The organism is Cellulomonas gelida (genome assembly GCF_006538725.1).
GTDB classification, from domain to species: domain Bacteria; phylum Actinomycetota; class Actinomycetes; order Actinomycetales; family Cellulomonadaceae; genus Cellulomonas; species Cellulomonas gelida.
Genome location: NZ_BJLQ01000005.1, coordinates 105,908 through 121,179, shown reverse-complemented (window position 1 = coordinate 121,179; position 15,272 = coordinate 105,908). Strand labels below are relative to the sequence as shown.

Annotated in this window: 13 protein-coding genes; 7 read left to right on the top strand and 6 right to left on the bottom strand. The window is 73.7% G+C overall.

The window, feature by feature from the left end; genetic code table 11:
• Positions 1-84 precede the first annotated feature (84 nt).
• Positions 85-510: a hypothetical protein gene (locus CGE01nite_RS16895; protein ID WP_048344267.1), complete on the top strand. Its 426-nt coding sequence runs from the start codon at positions 85-87 to the stop codon at positions 508-510.
• Here CGE01nite_RS16895 and CGE01nite_RS03910 read toward each other — a convergent pair.
• The 3 genes from CGE01nite_RS03910 to CGE01nite_RS03905 are packed head-to-tail and all read right to left on the bottom strand — an operon-like array spanning position 498 to position 3,873.
• The gene (locus tag CGE01nite_RS03910; RefSeq protein ID WP_141369107.1) at positions 498-2,975 is read right to left on the bottom strand and encodes a glycosyltransferase family A protein; all 2,478 of its coding nucleotides are present in this window, start codon (positions 2,973-2,975) and stop codon (positions 498-500) included. The two genes, CGE01nite_RS16895 and CGE01nite_RS03910, sit on opposite strands and share 13 nt — an antisense overlap.
• Positions 2,972-3,127 (bottom strand): hypothetical protein, encoded by a 156-nt coding sequence (locus tag CGE01nite_RS16890; RefSeq protein WP_156186690.1) that lies wholly within the window; start codon positions 3,125-3,127, stop codon positions 2,972-2,974. The genes CGE01nite_RS03910 and CGE01nite_RS16890 overlap by 4 nt, the downstream gene beginning before the upstream one ends.
• Positions 3,127-3,873 carry a hypothetical protein gene (locus CGE01nite_RS03905; RefSeq protein WP_141369105.1) on the bottom strand — a complete coding sequence of 249 codons (747 nt, stop codon included), beginning with the start codon at positions 3,871-3,873 and terminating at the stop codon, positions 3,127-3,129. The genes CGE01nite_RS16890 and CGE01nite_RS03905 overlap by 1 nt, the downstream gene beginning before the upstream one ends.
• A 147-nt stretch (positions 3,874-4,020) precedes the next feature.
• On the opposite strand from CGE01nite_RS03905, the gene CGE01nite_RS03900 reads away from it, so the two are divergent.
• Together CGE01nite_RS03900 and CGE01nite_RS03895 are read left to right on the top strand one after the other, a co-directional pair.
• Positions 4,021-6,201, top strand: a complete 2,181-nt coding sequence (locus tag CGE01nite_RS03900; protein ID WP_141369103.1) for a glycosyltransferase family protein — start codon at positions 4,021-4,023, stop codon at positions 6,199-6,201.
• Complete coding sequence (locus tag CGE01nite_RS03895) at positions 6,198-6,770, top strand: hypothetical protein (protein WP_141369101.1); 573 nt, start codon at positions 6,198-6,200, stop codon at positions 6,768-6,770. Before CGE01nite_RS03900 ends, CGE01nite_RS03895 begins: the two co-directional genes overlap by 4 nt.
• Here the strand turns inward: CGE01nite_RS03895 and CGE01nite_RS03890 are convergent, their stop codons facing one another.
• The 3 genes from CGE01nite_RS03890 to CGE01nite_RS03880 all read right to left on the bottom strand — a co-directional run bounded on the left by CGE01nite_RS03890 (position 6,771) and on the right by CGE01nite_RS03880 (position 10,846).
• A complete protein-coding gene (locus tag CGE01nite_RS03890) occupies positions 6,771-7,679 on the bottom strand; it encodes an LCP family protein (protein WP_229747389.1) in 909 nt (302 codons plus the stop codon).
• A 554-nt stretch (positions 7,680-8,233) separates the two neighbouring features.
• Entirely contained in the window at positions 8,234-9,475 is a 1,242-nt protein-coding gene (locus tag CGE01nite_RS03885) for an LCP family protein (RefSeq protein WP_229747390.1), read from the bottom strand.
• Between the two features lie 132 nt (positions 9,476-9,607).
• Complete coding sequence (locus tag CGE01nite_RS03880) at positions 9,608-10,846, bottom strand: LCP family protein (protein ID WP_255318470.1); 1,239 nt, start codon at positions 10,844-10,846, stop codon at positions 9,608-9,610.
• 173 nt (positions 10,847-11,019) lie between these two features.
• Here CGE01nite_RS03880 and CGE01nite_RS03875 point away from each other — a divergent pair, with 173 nt between their 5' ends.
• Genes CGE01nite_RS03875 through CGE01nite_RS03860 form a run of 4 tightly spaced genes read left to right on the top strand, consistent with a single transcriptional unit; the run spans position 11,020 to position 15,235 of the window.
• Positions 11,020-12,147 (top strand): glycosyltransferase family 2 protein, encoded by a 1,128-nt coding sequence (locus tag CGE01nite_RS03875; RefSeq protein WP_141369099.1) that lies wholly within the window; start codon positions 11,020-11,022, stop codon positions 12,145-12,147.
• A gap of 7 nt (positions 12,148-12,154) precedes the next feature.
• Positions 12,155-13,024, top strand: a complete 870-nt coding sequence (locus CGE01nite_RS03870; RefSeq protein ID WP_141369097.1) for an ABC transporter permease — start codon at positions 12,155-12,157, stop codon at positions 13,022-13,024.
• On the top strand, positions 13,002-14,105 hold the full coding sequence (locus CGE01nite_RS03865; protein WP_229747391.1) for an ABC transporter ATP-binding protein: 1,104 nt from the start codon (positions 13,002-13,004) through the stop codon (positions 14,103-14,105). Before CGE01nite_RS03870 ends, CGE01nite_RS03865 begins: the two co-directional genes overlap by 23 nt.
• A gap of 35 nt (positions 14,106-14,140) precedes the next feature.
• Positions 14,141-15,235: a glycosyltransferase gene (locus CGE01nite_RS03860; RefSeq protein WP_229747392.1), complete on the top strand. Its 1,095-nt coding sequence runs from the start codon at positions 14,141-14,143 to the stop codon at positions 15,233-15,235.
• Positions 15,236-15,272 lie beyond the last annotated feature (37 nt).

Genomic DNA, 15,272 nt, shown 5'->3' with positions numbered 1-15,272 from the left:
GGCCGGTGCCCCGCGGGCGGGTAGCCTCGACGCGGGCGGCCGGACCTGCGGCGGGCCGCGTCCCATGACGAGAGGAACAGTACGGTGCGAGCACGAGTCAAGGCCCTCCTTCCCATCGCGGCGGCCGGGGTGCTCGGGGTCGTCGCGGCCGTGCTCGCCCTCGTCGGGCAGGAGGAGGCGGCGCTCGCCCTGGTCGCGCTGCTGGTCACGCTCGTGGCGGTCGTCGCCGTCGACGTGTGGCACCGCACGCGTGACTCTCAGCACATGCAGCGCCTGGCCGCGGAGCGTCAGCACGCGATCGCCGGGCGCCTGGGCGCCTTCCTCGACGACGAGAGCCTCGACTCCGACGGTGTGGAGCGCACCGGGAACAACCTCGTGCACCGGCTCGAGGCGATCGAGCGCCGGGTGGTCGCCGCGCTCGAGTCCGAGCGGCTGCGCTCGGCCGACGAGCGCGCCGAGCTGCTGGCCGAGGTCGCAGAGATCCGCGACGCGACGCGTCAGGCCGGCTGACCGACCGTCCCGGCCACCACGCTCGAGTCGAGCAGCGGCCGCAGCGCCGCGAGGAACGACTCGACCGAGAACCGCTCGCGCGCGAACGCCTGACCGCGTCGGGACTGCAGCAGCCACGCCTGCGGGTCGGCGTGCAGGCCGCGCACCACGTCGGTGACCTCGAGCGTCGCGGCGTACACCGCCGCGTCGCCATAGACCGGCCGGTAGACCTCCGGCACGACGAGCACCGCCCCCGACGCGAGCGCGGCGGCGTGGGTCGTGCGCATGCGCGTCAGCGGCCCCGACTGGTCGACGAAGAACTCGAGCTGACCGAGGTACTCGCGTGCGGACAGGTCGTCGCGCACGTAGACGAGCCACCCGGGCGGCACGGAGCGTCGCCCGAGCATGGCGCGCACGCGCTGGGGCGAGCCGAGCAGGCGCACGTCGATCGAGCCGTCCGCGGGGTAGAGCCGCCGGACCTCGTCGTCCTCCGCTGGCCAGTCCCGACGGTCGTCGGCTCGCTGACCGACGACCGGGGTCGACGAGCGCGGCAGCGCACGCGGGACCGCGAAGCGCGTCGGGTCGGCGAGCATCGGGACGTCGTGCGGCGCGAGCTGCAGGCCGGGCCACGACTGCGCCTCGAGCGAGCAGCGCACGAGCGCGTCGCGCGGCACCCACACGGGCGTGCGGCCGACGATGCGCTCGGCGTTGCGCGTGCAGTCGCGCACCGAGTAGGCCGCCACGTGGTGCGCCGGGTCGACGGGCTCCTGGTCCGCCAGCACGAGGACGCGGTGCACGGTCATCAGCGAGGTCTCGGCGGGCGGGAGCTGCAGGAGCCCCGCCTCGGCGACGACGAGCGTGCCGACCTCGACGTCGTCCTCGTCCAGCAGCAGACGATCCACGGTGCGCGCGTTGATGAGGTCCTGCACCGTCGGGTGCATCTCGAGGCGCCGCCGCACGGGGTAGCGGTTGTCCGGCAGGTGCACGAGCCCCACGCGCAGGCCGGCGCCGAGCAACGCGTCGACCTCGTCGAGCACGGGGTGACGCTCGGCGTCGCTGGCGCGCCAGTCCGCGGCGATCGCGACGTCGTAGCGGTCGGGACGGATCCTGACGGGCTCGTACCGACGGGGCACGACGACGGCCCGGCCGGCCTCGGCGGGGTCGAGACCGTCGCGCACCATGACCTCGTGGGCGCGGGCCGCGGACGCCCAGAACGCCGCGCGCGCGGGGTGGTGCCAGCCCGGCCCGAACTCGCCGCGCGAGAGCGAGGCGATGTCGAGCCGGTACAGCGCCAGGGGCACGTTGATGTCGCGCACCGGCTGCCCGGTGAACGCCTCGACCCGTCGCATCAGCTCGGTGTCAGCACCCTTGCGCGCCTGGACGAACCCGCCGCAGCGCCGCAGGGTGTCCCGACGCGCCATGTACGTGGCCGCATGGCGGCCCGAGACGGGCTGGCCGATGCGGTCGATCTCGAGGTCGGCGGTGACCATGTACGCCAGGACGCGTGTCGCCGTGACCGTCGGGTCGTCGAGGAACGCGCGGACCTGATGCTCGATGCGCCGCGGGTGGGACCAGTCGTCGTCGTCGTTCCCGGTCACGAGCTCGCCGTTCGCGACCGCGAGCGCGGCGTTGCGCGCGAGGTACGTGCCGCCGTTGACCGGCTGCCGCAGCACCCGGATGCGCGGGTCGAGCGACTCGGCCCGCACGAGCACGTCCTCGTACTCCGGGCCCGAGCAGTCGTCGACCACGAGGATCTCGAGGTTGCGCCAGGACTGGTCGGCCAGCGAGCGCAGCGCCCCCAGCAGCTTGGGGCCCGGGCGCCAGGTGGTGACGGTGATCGTGACGAGGGGGCCGTCGGTGATCGCCGGGGGAGCGTCGACCACCAGGCGGTCGAGCGGCTCGTCGTCGCCCGGCCCGACGACCGGGACCTCGAGCCCGTAGCGCGTGAACAGCTCAGCCCAGCCCGCCTGCCACCTCGCGGCGTCCGCGTGCACGCCGCCGGTGAAGGGGTTGGCGAGGTCGAGCTCGAGGTACTGGCGTCCGGGGGTGCTCGCCGGGATCAGGGCGAGCTGCTCGGACGCGGCCGCGGCGTCGCCGAGCGTCTCCAGGAGGCGGGCGTAGAAGAGCCGGTCGGCGGGCTTGAGGCGGCCCGCGGGGACCTGGGCGAACAGCAGGCGCGCGGTCTCCATGTCGTACGGCTCGCCGGTCTGCAGCGCGAGCACGCGCGCGAGCGCGACGAGGCCGCCGGGGCTGAGGTCGTCGGGCAGCGCGCCCGGGGCGGTGCGCAGGCGGCGCACCAGGTCCTCGTAGCGGAGCCGGCCGCGCGTCGCGCGGTGCGCCAGGACGGCGCGCATCGAGCGCGAGCGCGTGCGCAGCGCGTGGGCCTCGACGGCGCGCGAGCCCGGCGCGAGCTGGTCGAGGGAGTCCAGGAGCGTGAAGTCCCGGGGGTAGACGTCCTCGTCGGGCGGGTGGGTCGGGACCGTCACGCGTGCGGTCCCTGCTCGGCGAGGCGCGCCTCGGCCGCCTCGGCCCGGTCGAGCGCCTCGTCGAGCGCGGCCCGCAGCATCGCGAGCTCGACCTCCTGCTGGGCGAGCTTCTGCGTGAGGTGGGTGATCACCACGTTGGCGTCGACGTCCACTAGATCTTCTCCAGCCTGAGCTTGCCGCGCACGACGGACAGCCGATGCAGGTCACCGGACACCTTGTCCTTGAGCACCGGACCGCGGCCCGCCGCGAAGCGCGCGTCGCCCTCGAACCGCACCTCGGCCGTGCGGCGGCTGATCCGCAGCACCCGGCGGGGCTCGCCCGTCTCGTCGGCGTGCGCCGAGACGACGAGGTCGTTCGTCGGCGCGTTGGTCATCTCGACGGACCAACGCTGGTCCGCGGGCGCCCCGGCCCGGTCGACCGCGAACTCGAGGCGCGAACGCGCCACGCGCAGCGTGCCGCGATGCACCGTGAAGTCGGCGCTCGACGTCGCGATGTTGACGTGGTCCTCGCCGTACGGGATCGCGAGCCGCGTCTTCATGAGCCCCGCGGCGTTGGCCACCTCGATGGAGAAGTGGCGGTGCGGCCGGCCGCCGTCGTTCGCCTCGTCGTGCGCGCCCATCCACGCCTTCATGACGGGGTTGTCCGGGTCGGTGTAGTCCCACCAGCCGATGAACGCCTTCGCGGCGGGGTGCCGCCAGCGCAGCTCCATGACGTCGCCCGAGCGGTTGTTCGCGGTGTTGGAGCGCGTGTACGACTCCAGCACGAGCCTGCTCGACCGCGTGCTCTGGCCTCCCGCGTGCTTCGTCGGCGGCGTCCGCAGGTACAGGTCGCCGGTCATCGTCGCCCCGGTGCTCGAGAGCTCGACGGGCGCTGTCCCGTCGCCGGATGGCAGCGTCACAGGAGGTCCTCCTCGGATGGGCGGGTACGCAGCGATTGTCCGTACCCAGCCCCGTGGGCGGCAAATCTGCGCAGGCCAGCCCACCGTACAATCAGCGGGCACACGGAGGGCGCCGCGTCGGCGACCTCGACCCGACGAGAGGACGTCGTGAGCACAGCCCAGCACTACGACGTCCTTCTGGCGTCCGACCTGCGCCTGCCCGGCGGCACCACGGCCAGCATGGCCGAGGAGCTGCGCGCGCAGGCCGCGGCGGGTTACCGCACCGCTCTCCTGCACGTGCCGAGCAGCCTGGCCAACCGGGGTCTGGGCATCGAGCCGCGCCTGCGCCGCTGCCTCGACGACGGCCTCGCCGACCTCGTCGTCGCCGGGACGCCCGTGCACGCGACGCTCGCGGTGCTGCGCAACGCGACCGTGTTCGACGCCGTGCCCGCGAACCTGCCGGTGACCGCGGACCGTGCCCTCGTGCTGGCCAACCACGTGCGCGTCGACGCGGCGCGGGTCCAGCACTACGACGTGGCTGTCACGGACCGGGCCGTGACCGACTGGCTCGGCGTGCGGCCCACCTGGTACCCGATCGGCCCCGCCGTGCGGCCCGGGCTCGAGGCGGTGCGCGACCAGATCGACCTCGCCGACACGGACTGGCTCAACCTGCTCGACGTCGACGAGTGGGCGGTGCCGCGCACGGGCGTCGCCCCCGGCACCGTCCCGGTCATCGGCCGGCACTCGCGCTCGTCGGCGGCCAAGTGGCCCGAGCGCGCCGCCGACCTGCTCGCCGCCTACCCCGACGACGGCTCGGTCCGCGTGCGCGTGCTCGGCGGCGCCGACGCGGTGGCCGACGTGATCGGCCACGTCCCCGCGTCCTGGTCCGTCGAGGAGTTCGGTGCGCGCGACCCGCGCGACTTCGTCGCCGGGCTCGACTTCTTCGTCTACTTCCACCGCAGCGACCTCGTCGAGGCGTACGGCCGCACGATCATGGAGGCGCTCGCGAGCGGTGCCGTGGCGATCCTGCCCGAGCACTTCCGCTCCGTGTTCGGCGACGCGGCGCTCTACACCGCTCCCGAGGGCGTGCAGGGACTCGTGGCGCGCCTCGCGGCCGACCCGGACGCCTACCTCGCGCAGTCCGCGCGGGGCCAGCAGTTCGTCCGCTCGACGCACGGCCACGAGTCGCACGCCGCGCGCCTCGCCGCGCTCATCGGGCCGCCCTCGGGCGAGCCCCGCACGGTGGTGTCGCGGCAGCGCCCCGTCGGCCGCGAACGTGTCATGTTCGTCAGCAGCAACGGCGCCGGGATGGGTCACCTCACCCGCCTGCTGGCCATGGCGAACCGCGCCGACGAGCGGATCGAGCCGATGTTCTTCTCGCTCTCGCAGGCGGTCGGCGTGGTCGAGCAGTACGGGCACCCCTGGGAGTACTGCCCGTCGCGGGGGGACCTGGGCTGCACGGTCGAGGAGTGGAACGAGCTCTTCCCGGTGCGGTTCGCCGAGGTGCTGCGGCGGTACCGGCCGCGTGCGGTCGTGTTCGACGGCACCATGCCGTACGTCGGCATGGTGTCCACGCGCGCCGCGTTCCCGGACATCGCGTTCGTCTGGTCGCGTCGCGGCATGTGGCGCGAGGGCACGACGACCAAGTTCCTCGCCCGCGGCGAGATCTTCGACCTCGTCCTCGAGCCCGGCGAGGTGGCCGCGGCGGCCGACCGCGGGCCGCTCGTCGGCCGTGGCGACAGCACGCACGTCGGCCCGATCACCCTGCTCGACGCGGACGACCTGCTCGACCGGGCCACGGCCCGCGCCGAGCTCGGCATGGACCCCGACGCGCCGGCGCTGCTGCTGAGCCTGGGTGCCGGCAACATCAACGACATCACGTCCGACCTCGACCTGTTCGCGGACGCCGCCGCGGCACTGCCCGGCGGCTGGGTGACCTACGCGACCAAGCCGCCGATCCAGCGGCGCGGCGAGCCCATGCGCGAGCACGTGAAGCCGCTGTCCGTCTACCCGCTCGCCCGCTACCTGCGCGCGTTCGACGCCGCGGTCGTCGCGGCGGGCTACAACAGCTTCCACGAGGTGCTCATGGCCGGTGTGCCGTCCGTCGTCGTGCCGAACCTCGCGACGACGACCGACGACCAGGGGGCGCGCGCGACCTACGCCGACGCGCAGGGCTGGAGCGTCGCGGTCGCCGAGGTGACCGCGCAGTCCGCCGCAGACGCGCTGCGCCGGGTCACCGACCCCGTGTGGTCCGCGGCGGCCTCCGCGAAGGCGCTCGCGGCCTACCCGGCCAACGGTGCGGGCGAGGCCATCCGGCACGTCGAGCGCCTGATCGGGGTCGAGCGATGAGCGCCGGTCGCCGCGCCCAGCGCGCCGCCCGCCGCCTGCTCGCGTTTCCCGCGACGCGGCGCCTCGTCGTCGCCGTCGGCAGGCGCGCGCCGCGCGTCAAGGAGGCCGGCCGCGCCCTGCTCGGCATCGAGGCCGGCGGGTCGCGCCACCTGCACGGCAAGCCGCGCGTCGACATCCGCGGCGGGCACATGCTGCTGCCGCACCAGGGGCGGCGCTGGCCGATCGTGCTCGTCGTCGCGCTCGGTCTCGAGCCGGGCGACACCGAGGTGGTCGCCGACGCGATCGAGCGCGTCCAGCTCACGACCGGCCGCTTCCGGCCGCTGTTCCTGGTGGACTCGGGTCAGCTCGGCCCGTTCCGCTCGCGCTCGTACGCCGTGGAGACCGTCATGCCGCGCGCGATGTACGCGCGGGTGAACCCGCAGGACTCCTACGGCGACTACCTGGCCGACCGGACGCTGTCGATCGTCACGGCGTACGGCGTGCGCTCGGTGGTGCCGGTATCCGTCGCCGCGCTGCGCGAGGGCGTCAGGCCCGACGAGCTACGGCTGCTGGGACAGCTCGAGCTCTAGCTAGACCCCGCCGACCTTGCCCGGCTCGAGCTTGCCGTCGCGGATCTGACGGAAGAACGTCGGCGTCTCGTCGGGGTCCAGCAGGACCGTCGACCCGACGCCGCCCGGACGGTAGTCCATGCTCGCGATCGGCGGGGTCCCCGTGATCCCGGCGTCGCTGTTGGCGGCGCGGAAGGCGAGCGCGAGCCGGCCCAGGTCGATGATGTCGCTCGACTCGTCAACCGTGAGCGTCGCGGTCGCGGCGTCGACGAGTGCGACCTGTCGGCTCGGGTGCAGCGCGAGCTGGCGCGGGTCGACGTTCGCGAGGACCGCCTTGACGAGCTGGCGCTGCCGCTCGGCGCGGCCGATGTCGCCCAGCGGGTCGGACTTGCGCATCCGCGCGAACTGCAGGGCCCGCGTGCCGCCCACCGTGTGGCAGCCGGACTTCCACTTGAGCTTCGAGTCGCGGTCGTCGACGTCGTGGTCGTAGCACAGACGCACACCGCCGACGGCGTCGACGACCTGCTTGACGCCGGCCATGCCGATCTCGGCGTAATGGTCCACCGTCAGGCCCGAGAGCTGCTCGACCGTCGCGACCAGCAGCGGTGCCCCGCCGTACGCGAACGCCGCGTTGATCTTGCCGGGACCCTTGCCGGGGATCTCGACGTAGGTGTCGCGGGGGAGCGAGATGAGGGCCGTCGGCCCGCTTTCGGGGACGTGCAGCAGCAGGATGGTGTCGCTGCGCTGGCCCGAGGTGCCGTCGTCCTTGACCCCGCCGTCCGAGCGCGAGTCCGAGCCGGTGATGAGGTAGGTGGTGCCCGGCGTCCCGTCGGCGCCCGAGAGTGCCTCGGTGTGCTGGATCTTGCCGTTCGCCCACATCACGAGCCCGATGGGCCACGCGAGCGCCAGGACCAGGAGCAGCGCGACCACCGCGAGGGTGACTCGCAGACGCCGCCTGCGCCGGGGTGCGCCACCGGGTGCCTGGGGGCCCTGACCCGTCGGTCCGCCGCGACCGGTGCCGGGGCGGGACGGGGGAGCGCCGGCCGCGCGACCGGTGGCGGGGTGCCCGCTCGCCGAGCGCGCGCCCGCGGCCGGCCGACCGGCAGGACGTGCGGTGGCGGGACGTGCAGCGTCAGAAGGTGCGGTGCCAGAGCGTGCGGTGCCAGAGCGTGCGGAGCCGCCCACGGCGGGCTGCGCGCTGCCCGGGGAGAACGACGGCGGGGTCGCCCCTGCGCGCGGCGGCGTGGGCTGCCGGGACGACGAGGGCGACGACGTGCGGCGCGGCGCGCCGGGGGCTGCCGCGCGCTGCGTGCGCGCCTCGGCTGCCGGCGAGTCGGGCGTGCGCTGGCCGGCCGGACGGGCCGGCTTGCCCGGTGCGCGGGCCTCGTCGCGGCCCACGGCCACGGCGTCACGCGCGGCGGGGCGGGACGCGCCGCCACCGGGGGTGAAGCTGGGCGGCGTGCCGGGCTCGTCGCGAGCCATGCTCAGCACTTGCCGGTGTCGTCGTCGAGCGTGAAGGACTCGCGACCGGCCTTGCGGGTCGCCTTGGCGGTGGGCTCCTTGGACGGGTCCGCGGTCGCCGTCGGGCCCTTGGTCGCCGCCTTCGTCGGTTCCTTGGTCGGCTGGGTGCCGCGGTCGTCGTCGGTGCCTCGGAGCATCGGGATGTCGCCGGCGATGTTCGACCAGATGACGTCCGCCTCGGACGTCCACACGACCCGGTTCTTGTTCTCGGGTGCCGCGCCCCACGGGATCGTCATGAACGTGATGTTGCCAGTGCGGATGCCGCGAGCGCTGTAGGCGAGCCCGGCGAGGTCGGATGTCGACATCGACGTCGTGACCGACTTGGTCGCGGCGTTGAGCAGCCCGAGCAGGTCCGTCCAGTCCGTCAGGACGTTCTTCGACAGCGTCTGGGACGCCATCGCGGCGAGCAGCCGCTGCTGGTTGCCGATGCGCGCGATGTCCGAGCCGTCGCCCGCCTGGCTGTGCCGCGAGCGGGCGTACGCCAGCGCGGTCTTGCCGTCGAGGTGCCGGTTGCCGGCCTCGACGTGCAGGCGGGCCTTCTTGTCGTCCATGTCGGTCGGGATGCACATGTCCACCCCGCCGATCGCGTCGACCATCGTCTGGAAGCCCGCGAAGTCGACGAGCACGAAGTCGTGGATCGTGACGCCCGTCGTGGCCTCGACCGTGCGCCACGTGCAGGCGGCCGCTGAGGCGAGGTCGAGACCCTTGTCCCAGCCGCGCGCGAACGCCTCGTTGAACATCGCGCGGCCGCTGGAGCTCGTGTCGCCGTTGGTGGTCTTGCACGTCGGGATCTCGACGAGCGAGTCACGCGGGATCGAGACCATCTCGACGCGCGACCGGTCCGCCGAGATGTGCATGACGATCGCGGTGTCGGAGCGCATCCCGCCCGCGACCCGGCCGCCGATCGCGCCGTTCTCGCCCTCGCGGGAGTCGGAGCCGAGCAGCAGGATGTTGACGGCCTTGCCGGCGTTGGGGTCGGCTCCCGCCTGGGGCGTCTGCGTCGGCCGCGGGCCGAGCAGGCCGGAGACGTCGACGTGGTCGATGTTGCCGTTGAGCCGCGCGTACACCGAGTAGGCCGCGGTCCCGCCGAAGGCGAGGATCGCGACCGTCACCAGCGCGACGCTCTGCAGGATCCGCCCGCTGCGGTGGTGGCGGGCGTGGCGCGCGTTGGCTGGGCGCTCGGCAGACATGTGGCGGACAGGCACGGCGTCGATCCTAGGGACGGGGGCTGGACGAGCGAGGGAGCGACAGGAGGAGCCCGGTGGAGAAGTTGTGCAGATCGATGCAGGTCAGCGGGCGATCCGGACAGCCGGGCACGCATCGGGTGAGCCCGCGGGTCAGCACGACGCGGTCTCGTCGTCGAGTGTGAACGCCTCACGCCCCGCCTTCTTCGTCGACCCGTGCGAGGGCCGCGCCGTGCCCGACGAGCCTGCTGGCCCGGTCGGCCGGGACGTCGCACTCGTGCCGGGCTCGTCACGCGTCTGCGGGTCCTGCGCCGTGCCGGTCAGAGCGGGTGCGTCCCGCGCGAGGTTGGCCCACACGGTCGCGGCGTCGTCCGCCCAGACGAGCGTGTTGTCGGGGTCACGCGGGTCCGGGAGCGTGGGGATGGTCAGGAACGTGACGTCGCCGGTCCGGACGTCGCGCAGGCTGCGCGCGAGCCCCGCGAGGTCGGTCGTGCTCATCGAGGTGGTGAGCGAGCGCGTCACCGCGTCGAGCAGGCGCATCAGAGCGGGCAGGTCCGTCAGGACCTCGCTCGACAGCGCCTTGTCGGCGAGTGCGGCGAGCAGCCGCTGCTGGTTGCCGATCCGCCCGGTGTCCATGCCGTAGTTGCCCTGGAACCCGCGCGAGCGCGCGAACGCCAGGGCGGTCGGGCCTGTGAACCGCTGGTAGCCGGCCTTGACGTGCAGCTTGGCCTTGCGGTCGTCCATGTCGCGCGGGACGCAGATCCACACCCCGTCGACCGCGTCCACCATGTCGCGGAACCCCACGAAGTCGACGAGCAGGAAGTCGTCGACGAGGACCCCCGTGGTCGCCTCGACCGTGCGCCACGCGCACGCGGCGGCCGACTCGAGGTCCTGACCGTGGTCCCAGCCGAGGGCGAACGCCTTGTTGAACCTCGAGTACTCGCTCGCGGCGATCGTCTCGCCGCTCGTCGTCGTGCACTGCGGGATCGCGACCATCGAGTCCCGCGGGATGGAGACGAGCTCGACGCGCGAGCGGTCCGCGGAGACGTGCAGCACGATCGTCGTGTCGGACCGCATGCTGTCGGCCACCGTGCCGCCGATCGTGCCGTTCTTGCCGGCCCGCGAGTCCGACCCGAGCAGCAGCAGCGTGAGCGCACGGCCCTCTGCCGGGTCCTGCGCCTGCGCCGCGGCCGTGGGGCGCGGGCCGAGCAGCGGGTCGAGGTCGAGGTGGTGGATGTTGTCGTCGAGCCGCACGACGAACGTGAGCGCGGCCGTGCCCGTGAACGTCATGGCGGCGAGCGCGGTGAGCGCGACCACACGCAGCGCGCGTCGCTCGCGCCGACCGCGCGCGTGCCTGCTCGTCGGGGCGGCGGGCTGGGCGGTGAGCGGCACGCGGCCGACGCTACGAGCGTCCGGTCGTCGCCGTGGGGACTCGTGCGACGGCACGGTGGAGGGGTCGTGAAGATCCGCGCACACGGGCCCACGCGACCCGTCCGGGTGTCCGTGCGCCGTTCGTCCCCAGGCGAGGACCGGCGGGGTGGTCGGCTGGGCTAGCCTGGTCCGCGATGTCCCCCTCGACCAGCCCGTCGGAGCCCGACGGCACCAGCAGCCTGCCTCCGGTCTCGGTGTTCCTCACGGTCCGCGAGGAGGAACGGCACCTCACGGCCGCGATCGAGCAGGTGCTCGACCAGGACTACCCGGGCGAGCTCGAGATCGTCGTCGCGGTGGGCCCCAGCCACGACCGGACGCGCGAGATCGCCGACGATCTCGCTGCCGGCGACGCCCGGGTGCGCGTCCTGGACAACCCCACGGGTCTGACGCCGGCCGGGTTGAACATCGCGGTCGCCGCGGCGCGGCACGACGTGCTGGTCCGCGTCGACGGGCACAGCGAGATCGAGCGCGACTACGTGCGCGTGGCGGTCGAGGCGCTGCTCGAGACGGGCGCCGCCAACGTCGGTGGGCTCATGGTCCCCGTGGGCACCACGCCGTTCGAGGAGGCCGTCGCGCGCGCGATGAGCAGCCGACTCGGCATCGGCGCCGCGTCGTTCCACACGGGCGGTCAGGCCGGACCGGCGCCGACCGTCTACCTCGGGGTGTTCCGCCGGGACGCGCTCGAGCGCGTCGGCGGGTACGACGAGCACTTCGTGCGGGCGCAGGACTGGGAGCTCAACCACCGGCTGCGGGAGAACGGCGACGTCGTGTGGTTCGACCCGCGCCTGGCGGTGACCTACCGGCCGCGCGGCGACGTGCGCTCGCTCGCCCGGCAGTTCTTCCGCAGCGGGCAGTGGCGCCGGCAGGTCATGCGGCACCACCCGGAGACCGCGGGTGTGCGCTACCTCACACCCCCAGCGGCCGTGGTCGGCATCGCGGGCGGGGCCGTCCTCGGGCTCGTCGGCGCGACCGTCGGCCCGACGTGGCTCGTCGCCGGTGCCGTCGTTCCCGCTGCGTACGCCGTCGGCGTGCTCGCGGGGTCGGTCGTCGTGGGCCGGGGGATGAGTCCCGCGGCCCGCCTGCGCCTGCCCGCCGCGATCGCGACGATGCATGTCGCCTGGGGCTCGGGGTTCCTGCGCGGCGTGGGGGCGGAGGCTGGCGGCACGCAGGCTCGCGTCCTCTATCCTGATCCGGCCAATGCGTCCCGACAGCCCCGATCCGCCGCGGGCGAGGGAATCGACCGTCACCCGGCGGAGGACTGAGCCAGCCATGCCCACCCAGGAAGCCGTGCGCCCGCGTAGGGGAGAGCTTCGCGTCTACGAGCCCCACCGCGCCGGCCTGCCCAAGTTCGGTCCGTACTTCAGCGACCTGCGCCACCGGCTCCCGTTCGCCGCGGAGTTCTCGCGGTCGGGCATCCGTGCCGCGCACACGCAGACCGTCTTCGGCCAGCTCTGGCTTGTGCTGAACCCGCTGCTCATGGCGCTCGTCTACTACCTGCTCGTCGCGATCCTGAGCTCGAACGGCGGCGGCGTGGACCGCCTCGCGCACATCGTCTGTGGCTTGTTCGTGTTCCAGCTCGTGGCCGGTGGCCTCCAGCAGGGCGCGACCTCTGTGACCGGCGGCGGGCGACTCATTATGAACATGGCGTTCCCGCGCCTGCTCATGCCCCTGGCTGCCGTGCGCACGGCGTTCTTCCGGTTCCTGCCGACGGTCCCCGTCTTCCTGGTGATCAAGGCGTTCACGGACGAGCCGTGGGGGTTGCAGATGCTCCTCTCGGTCGTGTTCCTGCTGATGATCACCGTGTTCAGCTTCGGCCTGGCGGCGATCATGGCCACCTTGCAGGTCTACTTCCGGGACACGTCGAGCTTCCTGCCGTTCTTCACGCGCATCTGGCTGTACCTGTCGCCCGTGCTGTGGACCATCGACGACCTGGGCGGCCACGGACAGCGATTCGCGCACCTCATGCTCATCGGCAACCCGCTGTTCTCGCTGATCGGCGGGTGGACGCAGCTCGCCCTGCTCAACGAGGTCCCCGAGCCCAAGGTGTGGCTCGCCGGTGCGATCTGGGCCGTGGTCGCCGCGGTCGCCGGGTCGCTGCTCTTCATGTCGAGGGAGCGTGAGTTCGCTGTCCGCCTCTGACATGGACCTGACCCAGGGCGGTTCCCGCCGGTCCGACGAGAACGCGCACCCCGAGGTGCAGCCCGCTGCCGCCGACCAGGGGGATGCTGTGCCCACGGACACCGAGGCGATCGACGCCAAGGTCGTGGACGACCAGCCCGCTCAGGGCACTGACGCCGAGGGCCAGGCGGTCGCCGCTCAGCCGGCCGCCGCTCAGCCCGGCGACGAGCCTCCTGCGGATGCGCCGGTGGCCGACGCCGAGACGCCCGAGCCTGCACCGGCTCCCGCCGTCGCTCAGCCGCGGATCGAGCGCAAGTACCCGGTCGACCCGGACGCGCCGCCCGCGGTGAGCGTCCAGGACCTGTCGATCACGTACCGCACGACGTTCGAGAAGATCCCGACGATCAAGAGCGCGATCGTGCGCCTGGGCCGCGGCGAGCGAGCGGTGCGCGAGGTGCACGCGCTGCAGAACCTGTCGTTCGACGTCATGGAGGGCACGGCGCTCGGCATCATCGGCGCGAACGGCGCCGGCAAGTCGACGCTCATGCGTGCGCTGGCCGGGGTGCTGCCGCCGACGAGCGGGCGCATCGAGGTCCGCGGGGAGATCAGCTCCCTGCTCTCGTTGGGTGTCGGCTTCAACGGCGCGCTCTCGGGTCGCGAGAACGTCATGCTCGGCGGACTCGCGCAGGGCCTGACGCGCGCGCAGGTCGCGGAGCGAGCCGAGGAGATCGCGGAGTTCGCCGAGCTCGGCGACTTCATGGACCTGCCGCTGCGCACCTACTCCGCGGGCATGGCCCAGCGCCTCGCGTTCGCGGTCTCGGTGCACATGGAGCCGGACATCCTGCTCATCGACGAGGCGCTGTCCGCCGGTGACGCCCGGTTCAAGAACAAGGCCGCCGCGAAGATGGACGAGCTCATGTCCTCGGCGCGCGCCATGTTCCTCGTCAGCCACTCGCTCGCGTCGATCCGCGAGCTGTGCAACGAGGCGATCTGGATCCACGAAGGCCGACTCATGATGCGCGGCACGCCGCAGGCCTGCGGCGACGCCTACACGCGCTTCCTCGAGGTCGGCGAGAACGCCTTCACCCTCGAAGACCTCTGAATGGAGACCGCGCGGTGAGGCCGCAGGTGAGCATCGTGACCTCCGGTCACGATGTCGCCGACGCGCGCCTGCACCGCGAGGCCGCTGCGCTGCAGCGCGCCGGTCTGCGGGTGGAGGTCCTGGGCCTCGGCGCTGCGAGCTCGGGCCCGCCCGGCGCGACGACGCGCACGTGGCCCCGCCGGGGCGCGCTGCGCCGTGCCTGGTACGCGCTCACGCTGCCTCTGCGCACGAGCGGTGACGTGGTCGTCGCGCTCGACCCCGACTCGGCGGCGGGTGCGCGGGTCGCGCAACGACTGCGCCGGGTCGTCGGACGGCGCACGGCGCTCGTGACGGACGTCCACGAGGACTACGAGCTGCTGCTCAAGGACCGGGCGTGGGCGTCCGGGCTGCGGGGCGGGGGCGCGGCGATCTCCGCGCGGCTCGGCTCACGTGCCGCGCGGCGCGCCGACCTGCTCGTCGTGGCTGACGACCACTTGATGCCCGACGCCGCGCACCGGCTCGTCGTGCGCAACCTCGCGGACACGTCGATGCTGCCCGCGCCGACCCCGCCGGGCGCGACGCCGCGCGCGGTGTACATCGGTGACCTGCGGCGCAGCCGCGGCCTGTTCGCGATGCTCGACGCGATCGAGGCGGCGGGCGGCTGGGAGCTCGACCTCGTCGGTCCCATCGCGCCGGCCGATCGTGAGGAGTTCCTCGAGCGGCTCGCGTCGCCCGAGCTGTCCGGCGTGGTGCGCTGGCACGGGCGGCAGCCGCCGCGTGAGGCGTGGACGTTCGCGAGCGGTGCCTGGGTCGGCTTCCTCATGCTGGACGCGACGCCCGCGTTCCGCGACGCGATCCCCTCCAAGCTCTACGAGTACCTCGCGTGCGGGCTCGCGGTCATCGCGACCGACCTGCCGCGCAGCGCGGCCGTGGTCCGCGAGACGCGGGCCGGGGTCGTCGTGGCCGACACGGGGCAGGCCGCACAGGCGTTGCGCGCGTGGGCGGCTGACCCCGCCGAGCTCGAGCGCCTGAGGACTGCGGCGCTCGCCGCGGCCGACTCCTACGTCGCGGGCGAGGACCTCGCGTCGTTCGCGGACGCGGTCGCACGCCTGGTCCCGCAGCCCGCCGCGAGCGCGGACGCCGGGGCCTGACCCCCTCGCCTGGCGCGGGCGTGCCCGGCGCGAGGTG